This is a genomic window from Hyphomicrobiales bacterium (genome assembly GCA_002869065.1).
Taxonomy (GTDB): Bacteria; Pseudomonadota; Alphaproteobacteria; order Rhizobiales; family Rhodobiaceae; genus Rhodobium.
This window is the reverse complement of the sequence record PKTR01000002.1, coordinates 1,473,108-1,493,422: the sequence shown is the minus strand read 5'-3', so window position 1 is coordinate 1,493,422 and position 20,315 is coordinate 1,473,108. Positions and strand designations below refer to the sequence as shown.

Sequence of the window (20,315 nt, the reverse complement as noted above, 5' to 3'; positions counted from 1 at the left end):
CGGAGCAACCCCGGACCTGCGCTATCGCGCCCGCGACACCCGCCCATGCGCGCACGTCGCTTGTTCGCGAACGACGCACCCGTCATAATTACGAACGATGGCACTCGATTCAAAACTGTTCGACAAGATCCGCATCAAGCCGGACAAGGAAACCCTGGAAAAGGACAGCTTTCCCACTTGCGATTGGGAGGGCTGTTCGCGTCCGGGGTCTCATCGCGCGCCCATGGGCCGCGACCGCGAGGGCCAGTATTTCAATTTCTGTCTCGACCACGTCCGCCTCTACAACAAGTCCTACAACTACTTCACCGGCATGGACGACAGTCTGGTGGCGCGCTACCTCAAGGAAGCGACGATCGGCCATCGACCGACCTGGCGCATGGGGGTGAACCGCGCCGCCCAGCCCGCCGGTGGCGCAAAGCGCGGCAAGGCCGGATGGTCGGAGACCTATCACGATCCGTTCCAGCTATTCGGCGAAACCGGTCAGCCGGGCAGCGGCCCCGCACCGCGCGCCCAGCGCCGTCTCAACGCCGCCCAGAGCCGCGCCTTCGACGTGCTAAAGCTGGAGCCGTCCGCCGACCGGACCGAGATCAAGGCCCGCTTCAAGGAGCTGGTCAAGAAACACCACCCGGATGCCAATGGCGGCGACCGCAGTTCGGAGGAACGCTTGCGCCAGATCATCCAAGCCTATAACGCACTTAAACAGGCTGGTTTCTGCTGACCAGAGGAAGCCCTACCCGCCCTGCCGACGGCGCCTGTATGTCCGTCATCCATTCGCCGCCTGCCTGAAGGCGGCACCAGACCAACCGCAACGGCTCATTGCGTGGTTTCGAAAACCCGCAAGACGCTCTAAAACCGGAATGACCCCGCACGGATCGGCCACCCATCCCGAGACGGTGGCAACAGACACGATTGAAGAAGGACGCGCACGCCGCCAAACGGCCTGCACGGAGGCATCATGACTGAGACCAACGACACGAGCAAAGCCCTGCCGGATACCAAGATTTCGGTGCGCGCCACCTTCGGCCTCGACACCGATCTGGAAGTGCCGGCGTTTTCGGCGTCCGACGAGCACGTTCCCGACGTCGATCCCGACTATCTGTTCGACCGCGACACAACGCTCGCGATCCTCGCCGGCTTCGCCCGCAACCGCCGCGTCATGATCACCGGCTACCACGGCACCGGCAAGTCGACCCATGTCGAGCAGGTCGCCGCGCGGCTCAACTGGCCCTGCGTGCGCGTTAACCTCGACAGCCACATCAGCCGTATCGATCTCGTCGGCAAGGACGCCATCGTCATCCGCGAGGGCATGCAGGTCACCGAGTTCAAGGAAGGCATCCTGCCCTGGGCGATCCAGACCAACACCGCGCTCGTCTTCGACGAATATGACGCCGGCCGCCCGGACGTGATGTTCGTCATCCAGCGCGTGCTGGAATCGCAGGGCCGCCTCACCCTGCTCGACCAGAACAAGGTGATCCGCCCGCACCCCGCCTTCCGCCTGTTCGCCACCGCCAACACGGTCGGCCTCGGCGACACGTCGGGCCTCTATCACGGCACCCAGCAGATCAACCAGGGCCAGATGGACCGCTGGTCGATCGTCACCACGCTGAACTACCTGCCGCACGACCACGAGGTCGAGATTGTGCTGGCGAAGGCCAAGCACTACCAGAACGAAGCGGGCCGCGAGACCGTCAACAAGATGGTCCGCCTCGCCGACATGACCCGCAACGCCTTCATCAACGGCGACCTGTCGACCGTGATGAGCCCGCGCACGGTGATCACCTGGTCGGAGAACGCCGAAATCTTTGGCGATCTCGGCTTTGCCTTCCGCGTCACCTTCCTCAACAAGTGCGACGAGATGGAACGGCCGCTGGTCGCCGAATTCTACCAACGCTGCTTCGGCAAGGATCTGCCCGAATCGGCTGCCAACGTCGTGTTGTCGTAACCGCCAGGAACGTCGCCCATGCCGTCGTCCTCATCCCGGCCTCCCGCGTCGCGCTCGTCGTCGTCGATCCGCGCGCGCAAGGAAGCGCCCACAGAGCCGCTCAAGCGCGTGATCACCGGCACGATGCGGGCGATCGCGCGTGAGCCGGAGCTCGAGGTCGGCTTCGCGGCCGAGACGGCGGGCATCACCGACAAGAAGGCCCGGCTGCCCGAACCGCCGAGGAAGCCGGGCCCGAAGGACATCGCCGTGCTGCGCGGCCTCGGCGACTCGATGGCGCTGCGCCTTGCCTGCCACAACGCCGCCGTCCACAACACGATGTCGCCGCAGGGGCCGACCGCGCGCGCCATGTTCAACGCGGTCGAGCAGGCCCGCTGCGAGGCGATCGGCGCCCGCCGCATGGAAGGCGTTGCCGAGAACCTCGGCGCGATGCTCGAAGAGCGCTACCACCGCAACAATTTTCACCAGATCGCCGACCGCGCCGAAGCCCCCATTGAAGAGGTCATCCCGCTCATCGTGCGCGAACGCCTGACCGGCATCAAACCGCCGGAAAGCGCCGCCCGCATGGTCGAGCTGTGGCGCTCCTGGGTCGAGGAGAAGGCCGCCGACGCGCTCGACGCGCTGGTCGACAACATCGAGAACCAGCGCGCGTTCGCCTCCAAGGTCCGCAACCTTATCGCCTCCCTCGACATGGCCGACGAGCTTGGCGAGGAAACGCCCGACGAGGAGAACGAGGACGATTCGGATCGCTCCGACACCTCCGACACCGAATCCGAGGGTGAGGGAGAGGACAATGAGGGCGCCGACGCCGCCGCGCAGCAGGAAATGGAGATGTCCGGCGAGCAGGACGAGGCCGGCGAGAGCGAGGCGCAGCAAAGCTATGCCGACGACCTCGAGGACGATAGCGCGCTGACCGACCCCGAAGACGCCGGCGAGGCGCAGCGTCCCGAGCCGGACAGGCGCAACGCCCGCAACGAGTTCGACTACAAGGTCTACACCACCCGCTTCGACGAAGTGATTGCGGCCGAGGACCTTTGCGACACCGCCGAGCTCGACCGCCTGCGCGGCTATCTCGACAAGCAGCTCGACCACCTCGCCCACGTCGTCGCCCGCCTGGCCAACCGCCTGCAGCGCCGACTGATGGCACAGCAGAACCGCTCCTGGGACTTCGATCAGGAAGAAGGCGCGCTCGACCCCGCGCGGCTGACCCGCGTCGTCATCGACCCGATGCAGCCGCTCGCCTTCAAGCGCGAGCGCGACACCGATTTCCGCGACACCGTCGTCACCCTGCTGCTCGACAATTCCGGCTCCATGCGCGGCCGGCCGATCACGGTCGCCGCCATCTGCGCCGATATCCTCGCCCGTACGCTTGAGCGCTGCGGCGTCAAGGTCGAGATCCTCGGCTTCACGACCCGCGCCTGGAAGGGCGGCCTGTCGCGCGAGAACTGGCTGCAGGCCGGCAAACCCGCTTCGCCGGGCCGCCTCAACGATCTGCGCCATATCGTCTACAAGGCCGCCGACGCGCCCTGGCGCCGCGCCCGCCGCAATCTCGGCCTGATGATGCGCGAAGGCCTGCTGAAGGAAAACATCGACGGTGAAGCCCTCGACTGGGCCCACAAGCGGCTGCTCGCCCGCACCGAATCCCGTCGCATTATGATGGTGATTTCCGACGGCGCGCCGGTCGATGATTCCACTCTGTCGGTCAATCCCGGCAATTATCTCGAGCGACACCTCCGCGAGGTCATCGAGACGATCGAGACCCGCTCGCCGGTCGAACTGATCGCGATTGGTATCGGTCACGACGTGACCCGCTACTACCGCCGCGCCGTCACCATTGTCGACGCCGAGGAACTGGGTGGCGCGATCACCGACCAGCTCGCCTCGTTGTTCGACGAGGAAGGCACGGAAGGGCGCAAGGATCCGCTGCTGCGCCGTCGCGGCGCCCGATGACCGATCGCAGGCGGCGAAGGTCGCTGATTGCCGGCGCGTTCACCGCCTTGGCGCTAACCTTTTCCGTGGCCGCGCCCGGCACGGCGCGCGCCGAAAGCACGCCGCGCCTCGTTGGCGGACCGCAGCCGATCGACCTGTCGGTCAAGCCGCTCACCAATTTCCGCATCGGTTATCCCGAGCAATACCGTTTCGGCGGGGTGGAGTATCTCGGCGGCGTCGAGTTGTGGTCGCGTAACCGCCATTTCGGCGCGCTCTCCGGCGTCATCACGCTCGACGACGGTAACCGCATCGTCGCCGTCACCGACAATGGCTTCTGGTTCGACGCCGGTCTCGTGCTCGATGCCGCCGGCCAGCTGATCGGCATCCGCAATCCGCGCCTCGCTCCAATGATGGCAGACGACACACGGCCGATGCTGTCGGTGCGCGACGCCGACGCCGAATCGGTGGCACTTGCCGGCGATGCCAAAGATCCGCGCCTGTTGGTCAGTTTCGAGCGCGACCACCGCATCATGTCGTTCCCGCTCGATCTGGAAAATTTCCGCTCGCTCGGCGCCCGCCTGAAGCTGCCGCGCGCCATCACGCGCCTGAGCAGCAATCGCGGCCTGGAATCGATCGCCGTGCCGAACGATGCCTGCCCGATGGGCGGCGCGCTGATCGCGATCGCCGAACGCGACCGCAACAAGGCTGCCGACATCCCCGGCTGGATCATCGGCGGGCCCAAATCGGGCAGCTTCCGCATCAAGCTGCGCGGCGACTATTCGATCACCGATGCCGCCTTCCTGCCCGACGGCGATCTCGTCATCCTCGAACGGCTGTTCAATTTTTCCGATGGCGTCGGCATGCGGATCCGCCGCATCCCCTGCCGCGAACTGCGCCGCGACGTGACACTGGACGGCAACGACCTCGTCGAGGCCGATCTCGGCTACCAGATCGACAATATGGAAGGGCTCGACGCCTACCGCGACCCACGCACCGGCGCGACGATCCTCACGCTCGTCTCCGACGACAACCGTTCGATCCTGCAGCGCACCCTGCTGCTGCGCTTCAAGCTGCTCGATCCGCCGCACCCGCCGGCCAAGGGTGAAACCCGCGAGAGCACCGGCGCATCGCCGCTCTAGCTGGCCTCAGGGTCAGCCGCGTTCGCGCAGCGCTACCAGCCCGATTCCCGTTGCATCGAAACCGCCGTCGACGGCAATCGTCTGGCCGTTGATATAGCTCGACCGCTCACTGCATAGAAACAGGATCGCGTCGGCGATCTCGTCCTCGAGCCCGTATCGGGCTAGCGGAATGGCGTTGTGATAGTCGGCGCGAATATCGGGCGTGTGCACCTTCTTCGCCATCGCCGTTTCGACCGGACCCGGCGCCACCAGATTAACGCGGATGCCGATGCCGCCGAGCTCGGCTGCCTGCTGCTTGGTGAGGTGGCCAAGCGCCGCCTTGCTGGTGCCGTAGGCGACGCGAAGCGTGCTGGCTCTAAGACCGGATATCGAGCCGATATTGACGACCGCGCCGCCGCCATTGCGCAACATCAGCGGCACGGCGGCCTGCGTACACTGGAACGGCCCGCTCAGATTGACGTCGAGCACCCGCGACCATTCGTCGAAGCTCGTTTCGAGCATCGGCTTGAAGACGGCGATACCGGCATTGTTGACGAGAGCGTCGAGCCGCCCGGCCCAGTCGTCGATCGCGGCAAAGGCATCCGCGACCATCGCCGGATCGGCGACATCGCAATGGATCGACAGGGCATCATCACCGAAATCCGCTTCGGCCATTGCGGCGTCTAGCGTTTCCGCGTCGATGTCGAGCAGCACGACCCGCCAGCCCTCACCATGAAACCGCCGCGCCGTCGCAAGACCGATGCCGCGCGCGGCCCCGGTGATCAGAGCGACCCGTTTGTCGTTGTCAGCCATTTCGCCTCCCGAAAAAATCGCGGCGATGGTAGCCGAGTTCAGCACCATGCAGAACCGATTTGATCAGGAGTTCGAAGCGAAAGGGAAAACGGAGTGAGGCCTAGCTCTTTTTCGGGGACCCGGTTTTCCCGTTGTCCCCGAAGACATGCTCAGGGGCGGGGAAACGACGCGCCCGCACATCTTCAGCATAGGCCGCGATCGCCGCGTCGGCGTCCCGGCCGAGTTCGGCGTAGCGCTTGACGAATTTCGGCTGAAAATCGGTGAACATGCCCAGCATGTCGTCGACGACGAGGATCTGCCCGTCGCAGCCGGTCGACGCGCCAATGCCGATGGTCGGCACGGCGATGTCTGCGGTGATCGTATCGGCGAGGCTCTCCGGCACCTTTTCAAGCACCACGGCAAAGGCCCCCGCCTCGGCGACAGCGGCGGCATCGCGCCGGATGCGCTCGGCGTCCGCGCCGCGTCCCTGCACCTTGTAACCGCCGAAGGCGTTGACCGCCTGCGGGGTCAACCCGACATGGCCCATCACCGGGATGCCGCGCGCGGTCAGGAACCGCACGGTCCCGGCCATCGTCTCGCCGCCCTCGAGCTTGACGGCGCCGGCACCCGTCTCGGCCATCACTCGGGCGGCATTGCGAAACGCCTGCTCGGGGCCTTCCTCGTAACTGCCGAACGGCATGTCGACGACGAGCAGCGCCTTCTCGACGCCGCGCCGCACCGCCTTGCCGTGCAGGATCATCATGTCGAGGGTAACTTCGAGCGTTGAGGGCAGACCGTGCAGCACCATGCCGACGCTGTCACCGACCAGCACCACGTCGCTGTGCTGGTCGACCAGCTTTGCCACCGGCGTCGTGTAGGCGGTCAGGCAGACAAGCGGATCATGGCCCTTTCGCGCCTGAATATCGGGCGGCGTCAATGCTCTCTCGGAACCGGTGGCACTCATAACACGCTCCCTGGTCGGCCTCCCCACGCCATAGGGCGAACGGGCGGCAAAGGACGTCGAAGACAGGACTTGCACCCTGTCAGCCTTCGATATGGGGTTTGTCGGAAAGCGGCGCTACCGCGCCTTTGGTACAGTGCGCGCGAGATAGCGTCAGTGCGCAGCCGGTGCCGTCTTGGCCGGCATCACGCGCATGAAGCGGATCAGCACGCCATAGGGCGCAAGCAGCGCCATCGCGACGAGGATCTTGACCGCGAAATCGCCGAGCGCCCACGACACCCAGCGCGGCGCCTCGATGGCGAGCAGCCCGAACAGCGGCGCCGCCTCGATGGCGAACGCGTCATTGGCACCGATCATCGAGAACGATGCGGCAAAGGCCAGCGAGAAGAACAGCGCGGTGTCGATCACCGAGCCGATCAACGACGACACGAAGGGCGGCACCCACCACACGCGGCGGCGCAGCCGGTCGAAGATCGCAACGTCAAGAAGCTGTGCAACGAGGAAAGCCGAACCCGACGCGATCGCGATGCGCGGCGTCGCCAGCACCACCGACAGGATCACCGCCAGCACGAAACCGGCGAAAACCACCATGCGCGCGGCCGAGGGGCCGAAGCGACGATTGGTCAGATCGGTGACGAGGAAGGCAGCCGGATAGGTGAAGGCACCCCAGGTCAGCAGGTCGGCGAGGTTGAGCGCACCGACCTCAAATGCCACCGGGTACTGCACAAGCACATTCGACGCGATAACCACCGCCGCCATGGCAACAATGCCGGCGACGACAGATCGCGTCGAAAAAGTTTGCGTGGACATCGCCAGGATCAGGACAGCAGCGCCTTAGGACGCCGCTTCGACCTTCTTGGCGATCTGCCGCTTCAGCGTACGGGCGCGCTGCGACAGGTCGTCTTCGCGTGCCTTCATGAGGAACGCGTCGAGACCGCCGCGATGCTCCACCGAGCGCAGCGCACGGGCCGAAACCCGCAGGCGCACGCCCTGTCCGAGCGCATCGCTCAGAAGCGTCACGTCGCAAAGATTGGGGAGGAACCGACGCCGACTACGATTGTTGGCGTGGCTCACATTGTTGCCAGTCTGAACAGCCTTGCCCGTCAGCTCACAGCGCCGAGCCATGTCCATATCCTTCTGTCTAGGCCAGAGCATGGGCATCCGCCCGACGCTCCGACAACGATCGGTGTCATCCAATCTCGTGGAAAGTCGCATTCCTATAAGGGCAGCGCCCGGCGCCGTCAAGCGCAATGGGGAATTCGCACGATTTGAACGCTCCGTTAACCATGCGGTTACCGGCTCTGTCCAACAATCGTCTTATTCCGTAGCTATCCGGCGTAATGGGGCCGGTTGAGTGGGATGCGGGCAATTGACGCCGCGTCACTCATCGTTTGGAGGATGCTTTCGTGTTCCTGGCGCAGTTTTCCTGGAAGTCTCGCGTCGTGCGCCCAGCCGCTTTCGCCGCGCTTGCCCTGGTGGCCGCAACCCCGGCCAGCGCGGGTCAGACGGTCAAGTTCGGCGGCATCTACGATGTCTCCGTCAGCGGCCTGCGCTTTGCCAGCGCCAGCCTCTCGCTGATCCTTCGCGACAACGCCTATTCCGCCAAGCTCAACATGCGCTCTTCGGGCATCGGCCGCCTGTTCTCGTCCGGCCACGGCAACGCCGAGGCCTCAGGATGGGTGCGCGGCGCGCGCGTCCAGCCGAGCCGCTACTATCTGGATTCCACCGGCGACAAGATCCGCACCAGCGTCAACATGGCCCTGTCGCGCGGCTCGATCCGCAAACTCGCCGTCTCGCCGCCGCTGAAGGAGCGCCCCGACCGGGTGCCGGTGACGCGCGCGCACAAGCGTAATGTGCTTGATCCGCTGAGCGCCATCCTGATGCCGGTCAAGGGCAAGGTCGTCGCCGGCCGCGCCGCCTGTGACCGCACGATCCCGGTCTTCGACGGCTGGTCACGCTACAATGTGCGTCTCAGCTACAAGGAGACCAAGACGATCAACCGCCCGGACTACACCGGACCGGTCGTCGTCTGCAGCGCCCGCTGGCAGCCCGTCGCCGGCCATCGGCTGAACAAGAAGTCGGTCGAGTACATGGCCAACAATCGCGATATGGAAACCTGGCTCACACCGGTCGCCGATCTGCCGCTGTTGACGCCCTACCGCATCTCGATCGCCACCAAGGCCGGCCCGCTGGTCGTCCAGGCGCGCAAGATCAAGGTGCAGCACGAGGCCAAGCACGCATCCGCCGATCCGGTCCAATAGATCCGCGTACACGGCATTTGCCGGCAACGCCGCCGGCCACACGAAGCCGCCCCTCACCGGGCGGCTTTTTTGTTGCCTGTTCCTCGGATCTCGCCAGTTCAGGCAAGGCAAGATGGCCACGAGAGCGCTAGATCGCTGTCGCTCCGTGCGCATTGGTCCCCGCCAGCCCCCTTTGCGGGGCTGACGGCGGCGGTTGGACAGCACGCCCCTCAGCATCACCCTTGGCGACCGCGCCGTAGCGAAAGTGGCAGCAGCCCGCATCGTCCGGCAGGGCGCCACGCGAAATCGCCGCTCGGAAAAAAATCCAACCTCCGGTCGCGCAAACCCGCACCTGCGACACTGAAGCCAATGGCATCCGCGCTTCGATCCGTCCCGCTTCGGGACGCTCCGGTTAACGACTGGAAAGGAATGCTGCCCAAGCGCCTTCCTGCCAAAACAACAGCTGGTGGGCTCAGCGACAGAGCACCCATATTTGGCCGTGAACAAACCATGAATCGAAATCCATAAGTGATTCGTCCACGGGCTGTTCCCGTCCTGAGCCGAGTGTTGACGCCACACCCGGATATCATAGGCGACGGTTTTTACCCTTCCCTAACCATAAGCCGCGAAACCGCCGGGCAAAAAGCGGGTCCCCATTTGGGACAGTTCGGTTAACCCGGGATCGTTACGAGCGAAACCAACGACGCCGGCAAACGAGCCGATCTTGGGGGTCGAAGGCGAGACGCACCACATCTCGTAGAGAACGAACCGGGAAAAGACCGAATGAAGTGATTCGTGCACGCGCCGTTCCCGTGCTGATCGCTGTGTAAACGGAGCGGGGCGGGCGCGATTAACCGCTGCTTCATCAAATCGACACGGTTTCCGCCAAGAAATGCGCAATCGCCCCTTGAGGAACGAAACCGGAATCATCGCGAGTCGCCGATTCGGTCGGGCTTTGTTCAAGACTCGTTCCGGTTGCGCCGAGCCCACGTCGCGAAGGCGGCACGGGCGAAAAAACAAGCAATTCGGCGGCGGGTGTGTTAGAGCGTGTCTCCCGAAAGTGGGCGCCGGTTTTGGGATAAAGACACGCGGCTAAACAAAGAGATAGAGCATGTCGCATGAAGCGGAGCAAAGCGACGCGCTCTAACCACGCCGCGTTTGACCGTGCCCCGGCGGAACGCTGTGCGATCCGGCACCGACGGACGACCGGAAGACCTGAATGAATCGAGCCACCCTGCCGCCGCATGCCCGCGCCCGTACCGTTACGGCGATCCTCGGGCCGACCAACACCGGCAAGACCCACCTCGCCATCGAACGCATGCTGGCCCATCCGACCGGCATTATCGGCCTGCCGCTGCGCCTTCTGGCGCGCGAGGTCTACGGTCGTGTGGTCGACCGGCTCGGCGCCGATGCGGTCGCGCTGGTCACCGGCGAGGAAAAGATCGTCCCGCAGAACCCGCGTTTCTGGGTCTATACTGTCGAGGCGATGCCGCGCGAGACGGACTGCTCCTTTGCCGCTATCGACGAAGTGCAGCTTGCCGGCGATTTCGAGCGTGGCCGGGTCTTCACCGACCGTTTGCTCAATCTGCGCGGCACCCATGAGACGCTGCTGCTCGGCGCCGCCACCGTCCGCGGCCTCCTGGAAAAGCTGCTGCCCGGCCTCAACGTGGTCACCCGCCCGCGCATGTCGGTGCTGAGTTATTCCGGCCAGAAGAAGATCACCCGGCTGCCGCCGCGTTCCGCCGTCGTCGCCTTTTCCGCCGACGAGGTCTACGCGATCGCCGAGCTGATCCGTCGCCAGAGGGGCGGGGCTGCCGTCGTGCTCGGTGCGCTCAGTCCGCGCACCCGCAACGCCCAGGTCGCCCTGTTCCAGTCCGGCGATGTCGAATTCCTGGTCGCCACCGACGCCATCGGCATGGGCCTCAATCTTGATGTCGACCACGTCGCCTTCGCCGGCAACCGCAAATTCGACGGCTACCAATACCGCGCCCTGACCCCGGCCGAATTCGGCCAGATCGCGGGCCGCGCCGGCCGCCACACCCATGACGGCACCTTCGGCGTCACCGGCCGCGTCGATCCTTTCGAGGATTCGTTGGTCGAGGCGCTCGAAACCCATGCCTTCGATCCCGTACGTGTGCTTCAGTGGCGCAATCCGTTGCTCGACTTCACCTCGACCCGAGATCTGCGCGCAAGCCTCGACCTGCCGTCGCGCGAGGAAGGGCTGACCCGCGCCCCTCCGGGAGAGGACCTCGTCGCCCTTGAACATGCCGAGCGCGACAGCGATACGATGGCGCTTGCCCGGGGGGCCAAAGCGGTCGAACTTTTGTGGGATGTCTGTCAGGTTCCCGACTACCGGCGCATCGCGCCCGCCAACCACGCCGAGCTGATCACCACCCTGTTCGGCTACCTTGCCCGTCACGGAACCATCGCCGATGAGTGGTTTGATCGTCAGGTCGCCTATGCGGATCGCATCGAAGGCGATATAGACAGCCTGTCCAACCGGATTGCACATATCCGGACCTGGACGTTTATCGCCAACCGGCCCGGCTGGTTGAAGGATCCGATCCACTGGCAGGAACGGACCCGTGCAATCGAAGATCGTCTGTCGGACGCGCTGCACGAACGCCTGACGCAGCGCTTTGTCGACCGGCGAACCAGTGTTTTGATGAGAAGGCTAAGAGAGAAGGCCATGCTCGAAGCGGAAATCAACGCCACCGGCGACGTGCTCGTCGAAGGTCAGCACGTCGGTCACCTGCAGGGATTTCGGTTCACTCCGGACCCGACAGCCGATGGCCCAGAGGTCAAGGCGCTGCGCGCCGCCGCCATGAAGGCATTGGCCCAGGAAATCGAGAACCGCTCCGAGCGGCTGTCGCGCGCACCCGATACGGATCTGCTGCTGACCGACGAAAACGCGCTGCGCTGGAATGGCGAAGTCGTCGGTCGCCTTGCTGCCGGTGACGACGTGCTGCGCCCGCAGGTGCTCGTGCTCGCCGACGAACAGCTCACCGGCCCGGCGCGCGACCGCGTTCAAGCCCGCCTCGATCTGTTCGTTGCCCAGCATCTGGCCACCCTGCTGAAGCCGCTGCTCGATCTGCGCGACGCCGAGGATATCGAAGGCCTGGCGCGCGGTGTCGCTTTCCGGCTTGTCGAAAATCTCGGCAGCATCGACCGCCATCAGATTTCCGAGGACGTGCGCCAGCTCGACCAGAACGCCCGCGCGGGCCTGCGCAAATACGGCGTACGCTTCGGCGCGCACCATATCTATGTGCCGGCCCTGCTGAAGCCGGCACCGAGCCGCCTGCTGATGCATTTGTGGGCGCTGAAGAACGCCGACGGCGATGTACCGGGCCTTGCCGAGCTGCCGCAGATTTCGGCCGCCGGCCGCACCTCCGTTCCCGCCGACGAGACCTTCCCGCTCGAGCTGTGCCGCATCGCCGGCTACCGCGTCTGCGGTCCGCGCGCCGTGCGCCTCGACATTCTCGAGCGCCTCGCCGACATCATTCGCCCGATCGTCGCCTGGCGCCCGGGCCCGAATGCCGCTCCCGCACCGGAAGGCGCGATTCCCGAAGGCGGCGGCTTCACCGTCACCGTCGGCATGACCTCCCTGCTCGGCTGCGCCGGCGAGGATTTCTCGGCCACGCTGAAGGCACTCGGCTACCGCCTTGAGCGGCGCAAGGCCGAAGGCTTCAAGGCCCCGCCGACCCGCGCCGATCTGGAAGCCGCCGAACAGGCCGCCGCGGCCGAGGCGAAGCCGGAAGACGAAGCGGCTCCGGCAGAGACAGAGACCGCGCCGTCTGGCGAAGGTGAGGCAAGCGCCACCCCCGAGACGGCGGTCGAGCCTGCCGCAGAGGCGCCCGCCGAGCCCGAAGTGACCGAAGCCGCACCGAAAGCAGAAGACGCGGCAGAAGAGACCGCGCCGGCAGGCGAAGAAACACCGGCGGAAGCTGTTGAGACCGTCACGCCGGAGATCGACGCTTCGGAGGCCGACGCCGGCGAAACATCAGCTGAGGCGTCCGCTGAAGCCGCGCCGGCCGAAGCCGAAAAGACCGAGCCTGAATTCGTCGAGATCTGGCGTCCCGGTCGGGCCGGCGGCAGCCGTCGCCCGCCGCGCCGCGGCCATGATGGCGAAGCCGGCGAAGGCGAAGCCCGTCAGGGCGATCGGCGCCAGCGCCAGAATCAGGGCCAGAATCAGGGCCAGAAACAAGGCGACGACAAGGGCGACCGTCCACGCGGCGAAAAACGCTTCGACAAACGCAAGGGTGGCGGCAAGCGCCCCGAAAAGTTCGGCGGCAAACCGGGCGGTAAGCGCGGCGACCGTCGCAGCGATGCACCTCGCACCGTGAGCGCAAGCCCGCCGAAGAAGGCGCTCGATCCCGATTCGCCCTTTGCCGCGCTCGCCGCGCTGAAGGCCGACATGCAAAAGGGCAAGAAGGACAAATAGTCCTGCCGAGCCCGCGCACACGGCCCAAGAGGAAAGCGTGAGCGAAGACCGGCTTCGAATCGACAAGTGGCTTTGGTACGCCCGGGTCGTCAAGTCACGCACCCTGGCGCAGAAACTTGCCGTCTCCGGGCGCGTGCGCAGGAATCGGGAGAAGCTCGATTCCGCCAGCGACATGGTGCGCCCGGGCGATGTGCTCACCATCGGCCTCGACAATCGCGTCCGCATCCTGAAGATCGTCGCGCTCGGCGAACGTCGCGGCCCGGCGAGCGAAGCGCAGACGCTTTACGAAGATCTCAGCCCGCCGCCCATGCCCCGCCCGAGCGCACCGCCGCCGGCGGCCGAGCGCGATCCGGGCGCTGGACGTCCCACCAAACGCGACCGCCGGCGCATCGACGCCTGGCGTCAGGATGGCGGTGACGGCTAAGCAATTCTCCTGATCGGAACAGCCGCGACCCAACGCCGCTTGCACTCGCGCCGCAATCGGGCTAGGTGACCATTCACAAGGGCTTAAAACCCGCATTTGTTCGGCCGGAAATCTGGAGGCTCACCTGCAATGACGTACGTCGTCACCGACAACTGCATCAAGTGCAAGTACACTGATTGCGTCGAGGTCTGTCCCGTCGACTGTTTCTACGACGGCGAAAATATGCTGGTCATCCACCCCGACGAATGCATCGACTGCGGCGTCTGCGAGCCGGAATGCCCCGCCGAAGCGATTCAGCCGGATACCGACCCCGGTCTCGAGAAGTGGGTGGCACTGAACGCCGAGTATGCCGAGAAGTGGCCGAACATCACCGTCAAGCGTGATGCGCTGCCCGAGGCCGAAGAGTTCGACGGCGTCAAAGGCAAGCTCGAGAAGTACTTCTCGGCGGAGCCGGGCGAAGGCGATTGATCGCCTTCCGGCTGCGAAAAAAACAGTTCTGAAACTTGCGCGGCGCCGCATCGAAACATGCGGCGGCGCGAAATCCATTGAAATTTCTCTCTTTTGTGTTATCCTATTGTCACAGTCGATGAACGTTTCACGTCGTTCCCTCCAGAAGGAGGTCTGATAGTCGCCGCACCCTCTGCGGCGATTGGTGTGTCTGCGTGACCCATTGATGGACAAAACAGGATTGGTCGCCGCAACCATGCGCCGCAATTTCGATACGAAACGGCTTTTCTTGATCGGCTGGAAATCGTCGTTTGGCAAAAAACATCGCGCGGGCGTTTGCACCGCACGAAAGAGCGTCGAACAGTAAACGCAAAAAGCGATGGCTGCACCACGCCGGCCATCGGACAGGGTCCCTTTTACCGTGGGCCCGCGACCGCGCAGGAGTAACGAAGCGTATGGCAACGACCAGCAAGAAGACCGCGCAGCGCCAGGGTTTCAAGACTTCAGAATTTATCGTTTATCCAGCTCACGGCGTCGGCCAGATCACGGCCATCGAAGAACAGGAAGTCGCCGGTATCAAGCTCGAATTGTTCGTCATTAGCTTCGAAAAAGACAAGATGACCCTGCGCGTCCCGGTCGCCAAGATCGGCTCCGTGGGCATGCGCAAGCTCGCCGACGGCGACACCGTCGAAAAGGCGCTGGAAACCATCCGTGGCCGCGCCCGCGTCAAGCGCACCATGTGGAGCCGCCGCGCGCAGGAATACGAAGCCAAGATCAATTCCGGCGACCTGATCGCCATCTCCGAAGTCGTGCGCGATCTCTATCGCTCGGATCAGCAGCCGGAGCAGTCCTACTCCGAACGCCAGCTGTACGAAGCCGCGCTTGACCGCATGGCGCGCGAAATCGCCTCCGTCAACAAGGTGTCGGAGACCGAAGCGATCCGCCAGATCGAACAGAACCTCGCCAAGAGCCCGCGCCGCGGCGAGAAGAAGGCCGACGACGACGATGCCCAGGAAGAGGCTGCGTAACCCGCAACCACCCTGCGCCTCGATGCGCACGCATCGTGAAAACGCTTTGATGAACCCGGCTTCGGCCGGGTTTATTTTTGCATTTCCTAAAATACCATTTTCATGATATGAGGGAAATTACGTATCGAAGACTCGATATTTCCCGGGCTGCGATCCCAAGAGAATAAATTTAGAACCTTTATAAAACTCACTCGCATCCCTATATTGAGTCGGTCCGGCGATGCAGGGGCATCGCCTTGAGCATGGATGAGAACGGCATACGGGGAAGAAACATGAGCAGACCTCACAGTGCCCGGCGTGAGTTCGTCAAGGCGGCCATGAAGGCCCCTTATCTGGAAAAGGAAGAAGAGCAGGAACTGGCGGTTCGCTGGCGCGACACGCAGGATCAGGCTGCTCTGCACAAACTCACCTCGGCGCACATGCGCCTTGTCATCGCGCTCGCCGCCCGTTTCCGCAATTTCGGCCTTTCGATGAGCGATCTCATCCAGGAAGGCCATGTCGGCCTCTTGCAGGCCGCCGCCCGTTTCGAACCGGAACGGGACGTGCGCTTCTCGACCTACGCCACCTGGTGGATCCGCGCCTCGATCCAGGACTATGTCCTGCGCAACTGGTCGATCGTGCGCGGCGGCACGTCCTCGGCGCAGAAGGCCCTGTTCTTCAACCTGCGCCGGCTGCGCGCCCAGATCGCCCGCACCGGCGAGGACATGTTCGGCGGCGCCCTGCATGAGCAGATCGCGGCTGCCACCGGCGTCTCGGTCGCCGATGTCGCCACGATGGACGCCCGCCTGTCCGGCCCCGACGTGTCGCTCAACGCGCCGGTCATGGAAGGCGAGGATTCAAGCGCCGACCGCCAGGACTTCCTGGTCAGCAATGCACCGCTGCAGGACGCCCTGATCGAGGATTCGATCGACACCGAGCGGCGCAACAAGTGGCTCTACGACGCCTTGGGCGTACTCAACGAGCGCGAGTTGAAGATCGTCAAGGAACGCCGCCTGTCGGAGGATGGCGCCACGCTTGAATCGCTCGGCGAGAAGCTCGGCATCTCGAAGGAACGCGTTCGCCAGATCGAGGCCCGCGCGCTCGAAAAGCTGCGCTCGGCGCTCACCGCCGGAGATGTCGATCCGGCAGCCTTCGTCAGCTGACGAAATCCCGGCGACAGCCAGTTGCAAGGGAGGGCGCTTCACCAAAGCGCCCTCCCTTTTCTTTGCCTCAAATGAATTGGCCCGCTCCGGCAGCCATCAACTCCGGCAGAATCGGAAGCCTCTCGGCATCCTCGCGACGCGGATCGCGCGGCTGTTTCTCGTCTGGAAACCGCGCGTCGAAATCGGCCAGCTCGCGCGCCAGCACCTGATCGAAGTGATCCCAATCCTCTTTTGAAACCAGAGCATACCCGGACTGCGCAAGAACTTCGGAACGGCTGATGGCCTCGAAGAGCCGCGACGTCGCAACGCGCGGCAGCCGTAACCGTTTCAAAAGGCGGACACTGGCAGCAATGGCATCCGTATGGGTGCCGTTGCTCGCGGCCGATACCCCCTCGACGAAGCGGTCAGCGGCAATCCCGACGCGGTTCAGGAACCAACGGACACTGCCGCCAGCCTGCGCCACCCGCTGGTGGCTTTCGACATGAAGCTTCCGGACGCGGTCCGGCGCTTCAAGGTCCCGCAGCATCCCTTGGTAGTCGAGCAAGCCGGTCGACCTCACCAGGTCGACAAAACTGCGCGGACCGGCAATGACGTCATTGAAAGGATCGGCCATCACCTCGCGAAAATACGACGCGAACCAGCGATCCTGCCGCTGCAGCACGGCCACCACCTCGACATGGTCGACACCGAGCGCATCGACCAGCGCCATGATCGGCGAAGGCGCTCCCGCATGCTCTGGTTGCCCGGATCGCCAGATCGGATGGGACAGCATGGCCTCGACCGACAGCACCAGCGTGTCGACCGGCCGCTCCAATGACGCGATTTCCGCGGCAAGCCTCGCCGACACATCCTCCCGCCCGGTCAAGACACGGCGAATGAGCGCGACGTGACCCAAGGCGTGATCGCGCCGGACGCCCCGCTCCCGCATCGTCCCGTAGACCGGATACCAGATCCCCTGTTCGAGCAGCCGAAGACGGTTGTTTTCGAGCGTATCCTGGATCGCCGTCGAGCCGGTACCCGGCATCCCGGAATGCAGCACCACACGCTTGATCAGAGCGTTGAGCGGCGGCGTCGCGGAGGTGACCCTCTCCTGGGGGAACGCGCAGCTCCTGAGAAAACGCAGATAGTAGCAGACGGCCGTCTCAGCCCACGGTAAACCCGACTGAACGATGAGTGCCGTCAATTCGCTCAGATGCAACCGTTCGCCGTTCAGGAGCGCCAGCAGGATATCGTAGCGCTTCGCGGCAACCGCCATCCGCCCCACATCGTAGACACCCTCGGCGAGCCGTTCGCGAAACGGGCCGATCTTGTTGAATACCGTGTCGGGGAAGAGCAGCGGCGCATCCCTGGTCAGGTCGTGAAGATTGGCAAGGAACCGAAGCGCGATCTCGCGCTCCGTCGGCTGCGCCCTGCCGCTTTCCTCCGTCGCCCCGTCACCGAGAGCCTCGACGACGAGCGGCGTCCAGTACTCGAATACCGTACGCCAGTAGACGAGGGCATTTACCCGCGCGAAATCCGGATGAAGACGCCCGACCGCATCGGCATCATCCAGGATGCCCCGGACCAGCGGCATACCCGTTGTGTACTGCGCGAGCTGATCGTAATCGACCCGTTTCGTGGTGCTGCCGGGGTGTCGCCGATGGTTGATCACCACGTCCGGACAAACGCCGATGCGATCGGCCTTAAACAGAGCCTGGAGAAAGAAGACGCGATCTTCCCTTTGCCGAAGCAGGTTTGAAAACCGCAATTCGTGTTGCCGCACGAAGGCGTGGTTCAAGAGCATCTGCCAACTGCAGATGATGTTGGCGATCTCAGGAGACTGGTAAGCGGTCGAGAACGGCACGCCGAGCCCGCCGACACCCGGCATCGGTTTCAGCGAACCATCTTCCGCCAGGACTTTGTACTGGGCGATGCAAATGTCGAGGCCATCCGCATCCGCCTGCGCCAGCCACCCCGCCAGCACCTGATCGTGCGCATAAAAATCATCGGAATCGAGAAAGGCGATATAGCGGCCGACGGCGAGCTCGATCCCGACATTTCGGGCTTTCGCCTGGCCACCGTTGCGAGCGAGCGTCTCAACGCGAAAGTGCGGGACCCTCGTCTGCAAGGCTGCGAGCAGGGCCGGCGTTCCATCCGTGCTGCCATCGTCAATCGCAATGATTTCGAACGACACGCCCTGTTGCGCGACCACCGAAGCGATACACTCTTCGAGGAATGCTTCGCTGTTGAAGCACGGTATGATGACCGAAACGTCCACCCCGCCCCCCGGGTTCGAACTCCGTGTCCGTACCGCCACCGGAAGACCCGCGGCAGAAACGGCCGGACGGATGGCGAGCGCCCGCCACCGGTGACAAGAGACTGAATTTCCAGCGCGCAACCGGTCGGGCACGGCAACCCTAGCCGAAGACGACTTGCCGTCCAAGACGGCCACCGGCAATTGTTCCGGGGCGGTTAAGACCGCGGCGGCGGCTGGCCGGAGGGGGTCCCCCGAAGGAGGCAGGTTGCGGGCAGCCCTCAAACAAACAAAAACGGGCCGGCAGATTTGCCGACCCGTTTTCGTATCAATCAGTCATCCGACCTTTTCGCATTGCCTGCCGCATGATGCGGCGTGCCGACAATGCCCGGACAGCGGATCCCGACAGACCGCCCGCCAAAGCGGACGAACCCGTCCTTAGATCTCGTCCTTCGGCTCCAGGACCTGTCGGCCGCGATACATCCCCGTCTTAAGGTCGATGTGATGCGGACGACGGAGTTCGCCGGAGTCCTTGTCCTCGATGTAGGTCGGCTGCTTCAGGGCATCCGCCGAGCGGCGGAATCCGCGCTTCATCGGCGAGGTTTTTCTCTTCGGCACAGCCATGGTGTACATCTCCGTCGTCGAAACGCGCTGAACCGCCCCAGGCTCACCCCGGACGTGCAGCGCAAAAAATGTCTCGGATCGGGCGACCTTATACAGAGTTAGACCCGTCTTGACCAGCCCATTCGTGCGGTTTTTCGCCAAAACCGAAAAGAGTCGTTACCGCTCTCCGAGCACGCAGGCCACATGCGGCCCGGCGCCCGCCGCACGCTTTTCGATGGTGCGCGCATAGCGGCGATGATATTTCGCCGGCTTGGCCGGATTTCGCGCGATCGGATTGGGCAAGGCAGCCGCCAGGAGAGCCGCCTCGCTGCGGCGCAGTTTCGCCGCCGGACGTTTGAAATAGCGCTGCGCGGCGGCCTCGGCCCCAAACAGGTCCGGGCCCCATTCCGCGACATTCAGATAGAGCTCCATGATACGCCGTTTCGGCAGCACCAGATCGGCATAGACGGCCAAGGGAAGCTCGACCGCCTTGCGCAGATAGGACCGCGACGGCCACAGGAAGAGGTTCTTGACCAGTTGCATGGTCAGCGTGCTGGCGCCGCGCGACGGGCCGTCCTCGTCGCTGACGACCTTTTGCAGCTCGTGCCAGTCGATGCCTGAATGCTCGCAGAAACGGCCGTCCTCCGACGAGATCACCGCCTTCACCAGTTCCGGCGAGATCTGCTCGATCGGCACCCACTGCCGCTCCAGTGTCCTGCCCTGTGCCATCTGCCACAGCATCAGCGCGGAAGCCGGCGGATCGACGAAGCGGTAGAGCGGCGTCAGCACGAGTGGCAGCACGATGAGAATGACGACGATACGCACCAGCCAGCGCAGCGTCACGCGTAGCCAGCCGCCCCCCTTCGGGCTTTTTCCACGCCCGCCATCGCCCGATCGTTCCTCGATGATCAACGACACCTGATCCGTTCCCCGTTCGATCGGTCATGACAACCGAGACCGTTCGCCCGGTTTGCAACATCGCCGCAAGCGTCTATAGGGAGGCAACCGGCCCGGCAAG

General features: G+C 64.4%; 17 protein-coding genes. 10 read left to right on the top strand and 7 right to left on the bottom strand.

Annotation, left to right across the window (positions count from 1 at the left end; genetic code table 11):
- Positions 1 to 97 precede the first annotated feature (97 nt).
- The 4 genes from C0606_10585 to C0606_10570 all read left to right on the top strand — a co-directional run bounded on the left by C0606_10585 (position 98) and on the right by C0606_10570 (position 5,007).
- Positions 98 to 718: a molecular chaperone DnaJ gene (locus C0606_10585; GenBank protein ID PLX38619.1), complete on the top strand. Its 621-nt coding sequence runs from the start codon at positions 98 to 100 to the stop codon at positions 716 to 718.
- 237 nt (positions 719 to 955) lie between these two features.
- Positions 956 to 1,942, top strand: coding sequence for a cobaltochelatase subunit CobS (gene cobS, locus C0606_10580; protein PLX38618.1), 987 nt, complete (start codon positions 956 to 958; stop codon positions 1,940 to 1,942).
- A gap of 18 nt (positions 1,943 to 1,960) precedes the next feature.
- Positions 1,961 to 3,889 carry a cobaltochelatase subunit CobT gene (gene cobT / locus C0606_10575; protein ID PLX38617.1) on the top strand — a complete coding sequence of 643 codons (1,929 nt, stop codon included), beginning with the start codon at positions 1,961 to 1,963 and terminating at the stop codon, positions 3,887 to 3,889.
- A complete protein-coding gene (locus C0606_10570; protein ID PLX38616.1) occupies positions 3,886 to 5,007 on the top strand; it encodes a twin-arginine translocation pathway signal protein in 1,122 nt (373 codons plus the stop codon). The genes cobT and C0606_10570 overlap by 4 nt, the downstream gene beginning before the upstream one ends.
- A gap of 12 nt (positions 5,008 to 5,019) precedes the next feature.
- On the opposite strand, the gene C0606_10565 is transcribed toward C0606_10570, so the two are convergent.
- The 4 genes from C0606_10565 to C0606_10550 form a co-directional block, all read right to left on the bottom strand.
- Positions 5,020 to 5,799, bottom strand: a complete 780-nt coding sequence (locus tag C0606_10565) for a 3-oxoacyl-ACP reductase (GenBank protein ID PLX38799.1) — start codon at positions 5,797 to 5,799, stop codon at positions 5,020 to 5,022.
- Positions 5,800 to 5,899: 100 nt separating this feature from the next.
- Positions 5,900 to 6,742, bottom strand: coding sequence for a 3-methyl-2-oxobutanoate hydroxymethyltransferase (gene panB, locus C0606_10560; GenBank protein PLX38615.1), 843 nt, complete (start codon positions 6,740 to 6,742; stop codon positions 5,900 to 5,902).
- A 150-nt stretch (positions 6,743 to 6,892) separates the two neighbouring features.
- Entirely contained in the window at positions 6,893 to 7,549 is a 657-nt protein-coding gene (locus tag C0606_10555) for a hypothetical protein (GenBank protein ID PLX38614.1), read from the bottom strand.
- Positions 7,550 to 7,573: 24 nt separating this feature from the next.
- On the bottom strand, positions 7,574 to 7,864 hold the full coding sequence (locus C0606_10550) for a 50S ribosomal protein L28 (GenBank protein ID PLX38798.1): 291 nt from the start codon (positions 7,862 to 7,864) through the stop codon (positions 7,574 to 7,576).
- 266 nt (positions 7,865 to 8,130) lie between these two features.
- Between C0606_10550 and C0606_10545 the strand changes: the two genes are divergently transcribed.
- The 6 genes from C0606_10545 (at position 8,131) to C0606_10520 (ending at position 16,461) form a co-directional block, all read left to right on the top strand.
- On the top strand, positions 8,131 to 9,000 hold the full coding sequence (locus C0606_10545) for a DUF3108 domain-containing protein (protein ID PLX38613.1): 870 nt from the start codon (positions 8,131 to 8,133) through the stop codon (positions 8,998 to 9,000).
- A 1,297-nt stretch (positions 9,001 to 10,297) separates the two neighbouring features.
- Positions 10,298 to 13,420 (top strand): helicase, encoded by a 3,123-nt coding sequence (locus C0606_10540; protein PLX38797.1) that lies wholly within the window; start codon positions 10,298 to 10,300, stop codon positions 13,418 to 13,420.
- Positions 13,421 to 13,457: 37 nt separating this feature from the next.
- Positions 13,458 to 13,844: an RNA-binding protein gene (locus C0606_10535; protein ID PLX38612.1), complete on the top strand. Its 387-nt coding sequence runs from the start codon at positions 13,458 to 13,460 to the stop codon at positions 13,842 to 13,844.
- Positions 13,845 to 13,973: 129 nt separating this feature from the next.
- Positions 13,974 to 14,312, top strand: a complete 339-nt coding sequence (locus C0606_10530; GenBank protein PLX38611.1) for a ferredoxin — start codon at positions 13,974 to 13,976, stop codon at positions 14,310 to 14,312.
- A 434-nt stretch (positions 14,313 to 14,746) separates the two neighbouring features.
- Positions 14,747 to 15,319 carry a CarD family transcriptional regulator gene (locus tag C0606_10525; protein ID PLX38610.1) on the top strand — a complete coding sequence of 191 codons (573 nt, stop codon included), beginning with the start codon at positions 14,747 to 14,749 and terminating at the stop codon, positions 15,317 to 15,319.
- A 272-nt stretch (positions 15,320 to 15,591) separates the two neighbouring features.
- Positions 15,592 to 16,461: an RNA polymerase factor sigma-32 gene (locus tag C0606_10520; protein ID PLX38609.1), complete on the top strand. Its 870-nt coding sequence runs from the start codon at positions 15,592 to 15,594 to the stop codon at positions 16,459 to 16,461.
- Between the two features lie 67 nt (positions 16,462 to 16,528).
- On the opposite strand, the gene C0606_10515 is transcribed toward C0606_10520, so the two are convergent.
- From C0606_10515 to C0606_10505, 3 genes are all read right to left on the bottom strand, one after another.
- Positions 16,529 to 18,979, bottom strand: a complete 2,451-nt coding sequence (locus C0606_10515; protein PLX38608.1) for a hypothetical protein — start codon at positions 18,977 to 18,979, stop codon at positions 16,529 to 16,531.
- A gap of 153 nt (positions 18,980 to 19,132) precedes the next feature.
- Positions 19,133 to 19,318, bottom strand: coding sequence for a 50S ribosomal protein L32 (locus tag C0606_10510; GenBank protein PLX38796.1), 186 nt, complete (start codon positions 19,316 to 19,318; stop codon positions 19,133 to 19,135).
- 156 nt (positions 19,319 to 19,474) lie between these two features.
- Positions 19,475 to 20,236: a monofunctional biosynthetic peptidoglycan transglycosylase gene (locus C0606_10505; protein PLX38607.1), complete on the bottom strand. Its 762-nt coding sequence runs from the start codon at positions 20,234 to 20,236 to the stop codon at positions 19,475 to 19,477.
- Positions 20,237 to 20,315: the final 79 nt, after the last annotated feature.

What these genes read in the sequence shown, in the direction of transcription:
- C0606_10525 (PLX38610.1), top strand. Translation starts at nt 14,747, where the DNA reads ATGGCAACGACCAGCAAGAAGACCGCGCAGCGCCAGGGTTTCAAGACT.
- C0606_10530 (PLX38611.1), top strand. Translation starts at nt 13,974, where the DNA reads ATGACGTACGTCGTCACCGACAACTGCATCAAGTGCAAGTACACTGAT.
- cobT (PLX38617.1), top strand. Translation starts at nt 1,961, where the DNA reads ATGCCGTCGTCCTCATCCCGGCCTCCCGCGTCGCGCTCGTCGTCGTCG.
- panB (PLX38615.1), bottom strand. Translation starts at nt 6,742, where the DNA reads ATGAGTGCCACCGGTTCCGAGAGAGCATTGACGCCGCCCGATATTCAG.
- C0606_10570 (PLX38616.1), top strand. Translation starts at nt 3,886, where the DNA reads ATGACCGATCGCAGGCGGCGAAGGTCGCTGATTGCCGGCGCGTTCACC.
- C0606_10520 (PLX38609.1), top strand. Translation starts at nt 15,592, where the DNA reads ATGAGCAGACCTCACAGTGCCCGGCGTGAGTTCGTCAAGGCGGCCATG.
- C0606_10510 (PLX38796.1), bottom strand. Translation starts at nt 19,318, where the DNA reads ATGGCTGTGCCGAAGAGAAAAACCTCGCCGATGAAGCGCGGATTCCGC.
- cobS (PLX38618.1), top strand. Translation starts at nt 956, where the DNA reads ATGACTGAGACCAACGACACGAGCAAAGCCCTGCCGGATACCAAGATT.
- C0606_10585 (PLX38619.1), top strand. Translation starts at nt 98, where the DNA reads ATGGCACTCGATTCAAAACTGTTCGACAAGATCCGCATCAAGCCGGAC.
- C0606_10555 (PLX38614.1), bottom strand. Translation starts at nt 7,549, where the DNA reads ATGTCCACGCAAACTTTTTCGACGCGATCTGTCGTCGCCGGCATTGTT.
- C0606_10540 (PLX38797.1), top strand. Translation starts at nt 10,298, where the DNA reads ATGCTGGCCCATCCGACCGGCATTATCGGCCTGCCGCTGCGCCTTCTG.
- C0606_10565 (PLX38799.1), bottom strand. Translation starts at nt 5,799, where the DNA reads ATGGCTGACAACGACAAACGGGTCGCTCTGATCACCGGGGCCGCGCGC.
- C0606_10550 (PLX38798.1), bottom strand. Translation starts at nt 7,864, where the DNA reads ATGGCTCGGCGCTGTGAGCTGACGGGCAAGGCTGTTCAGACTGGCAAC.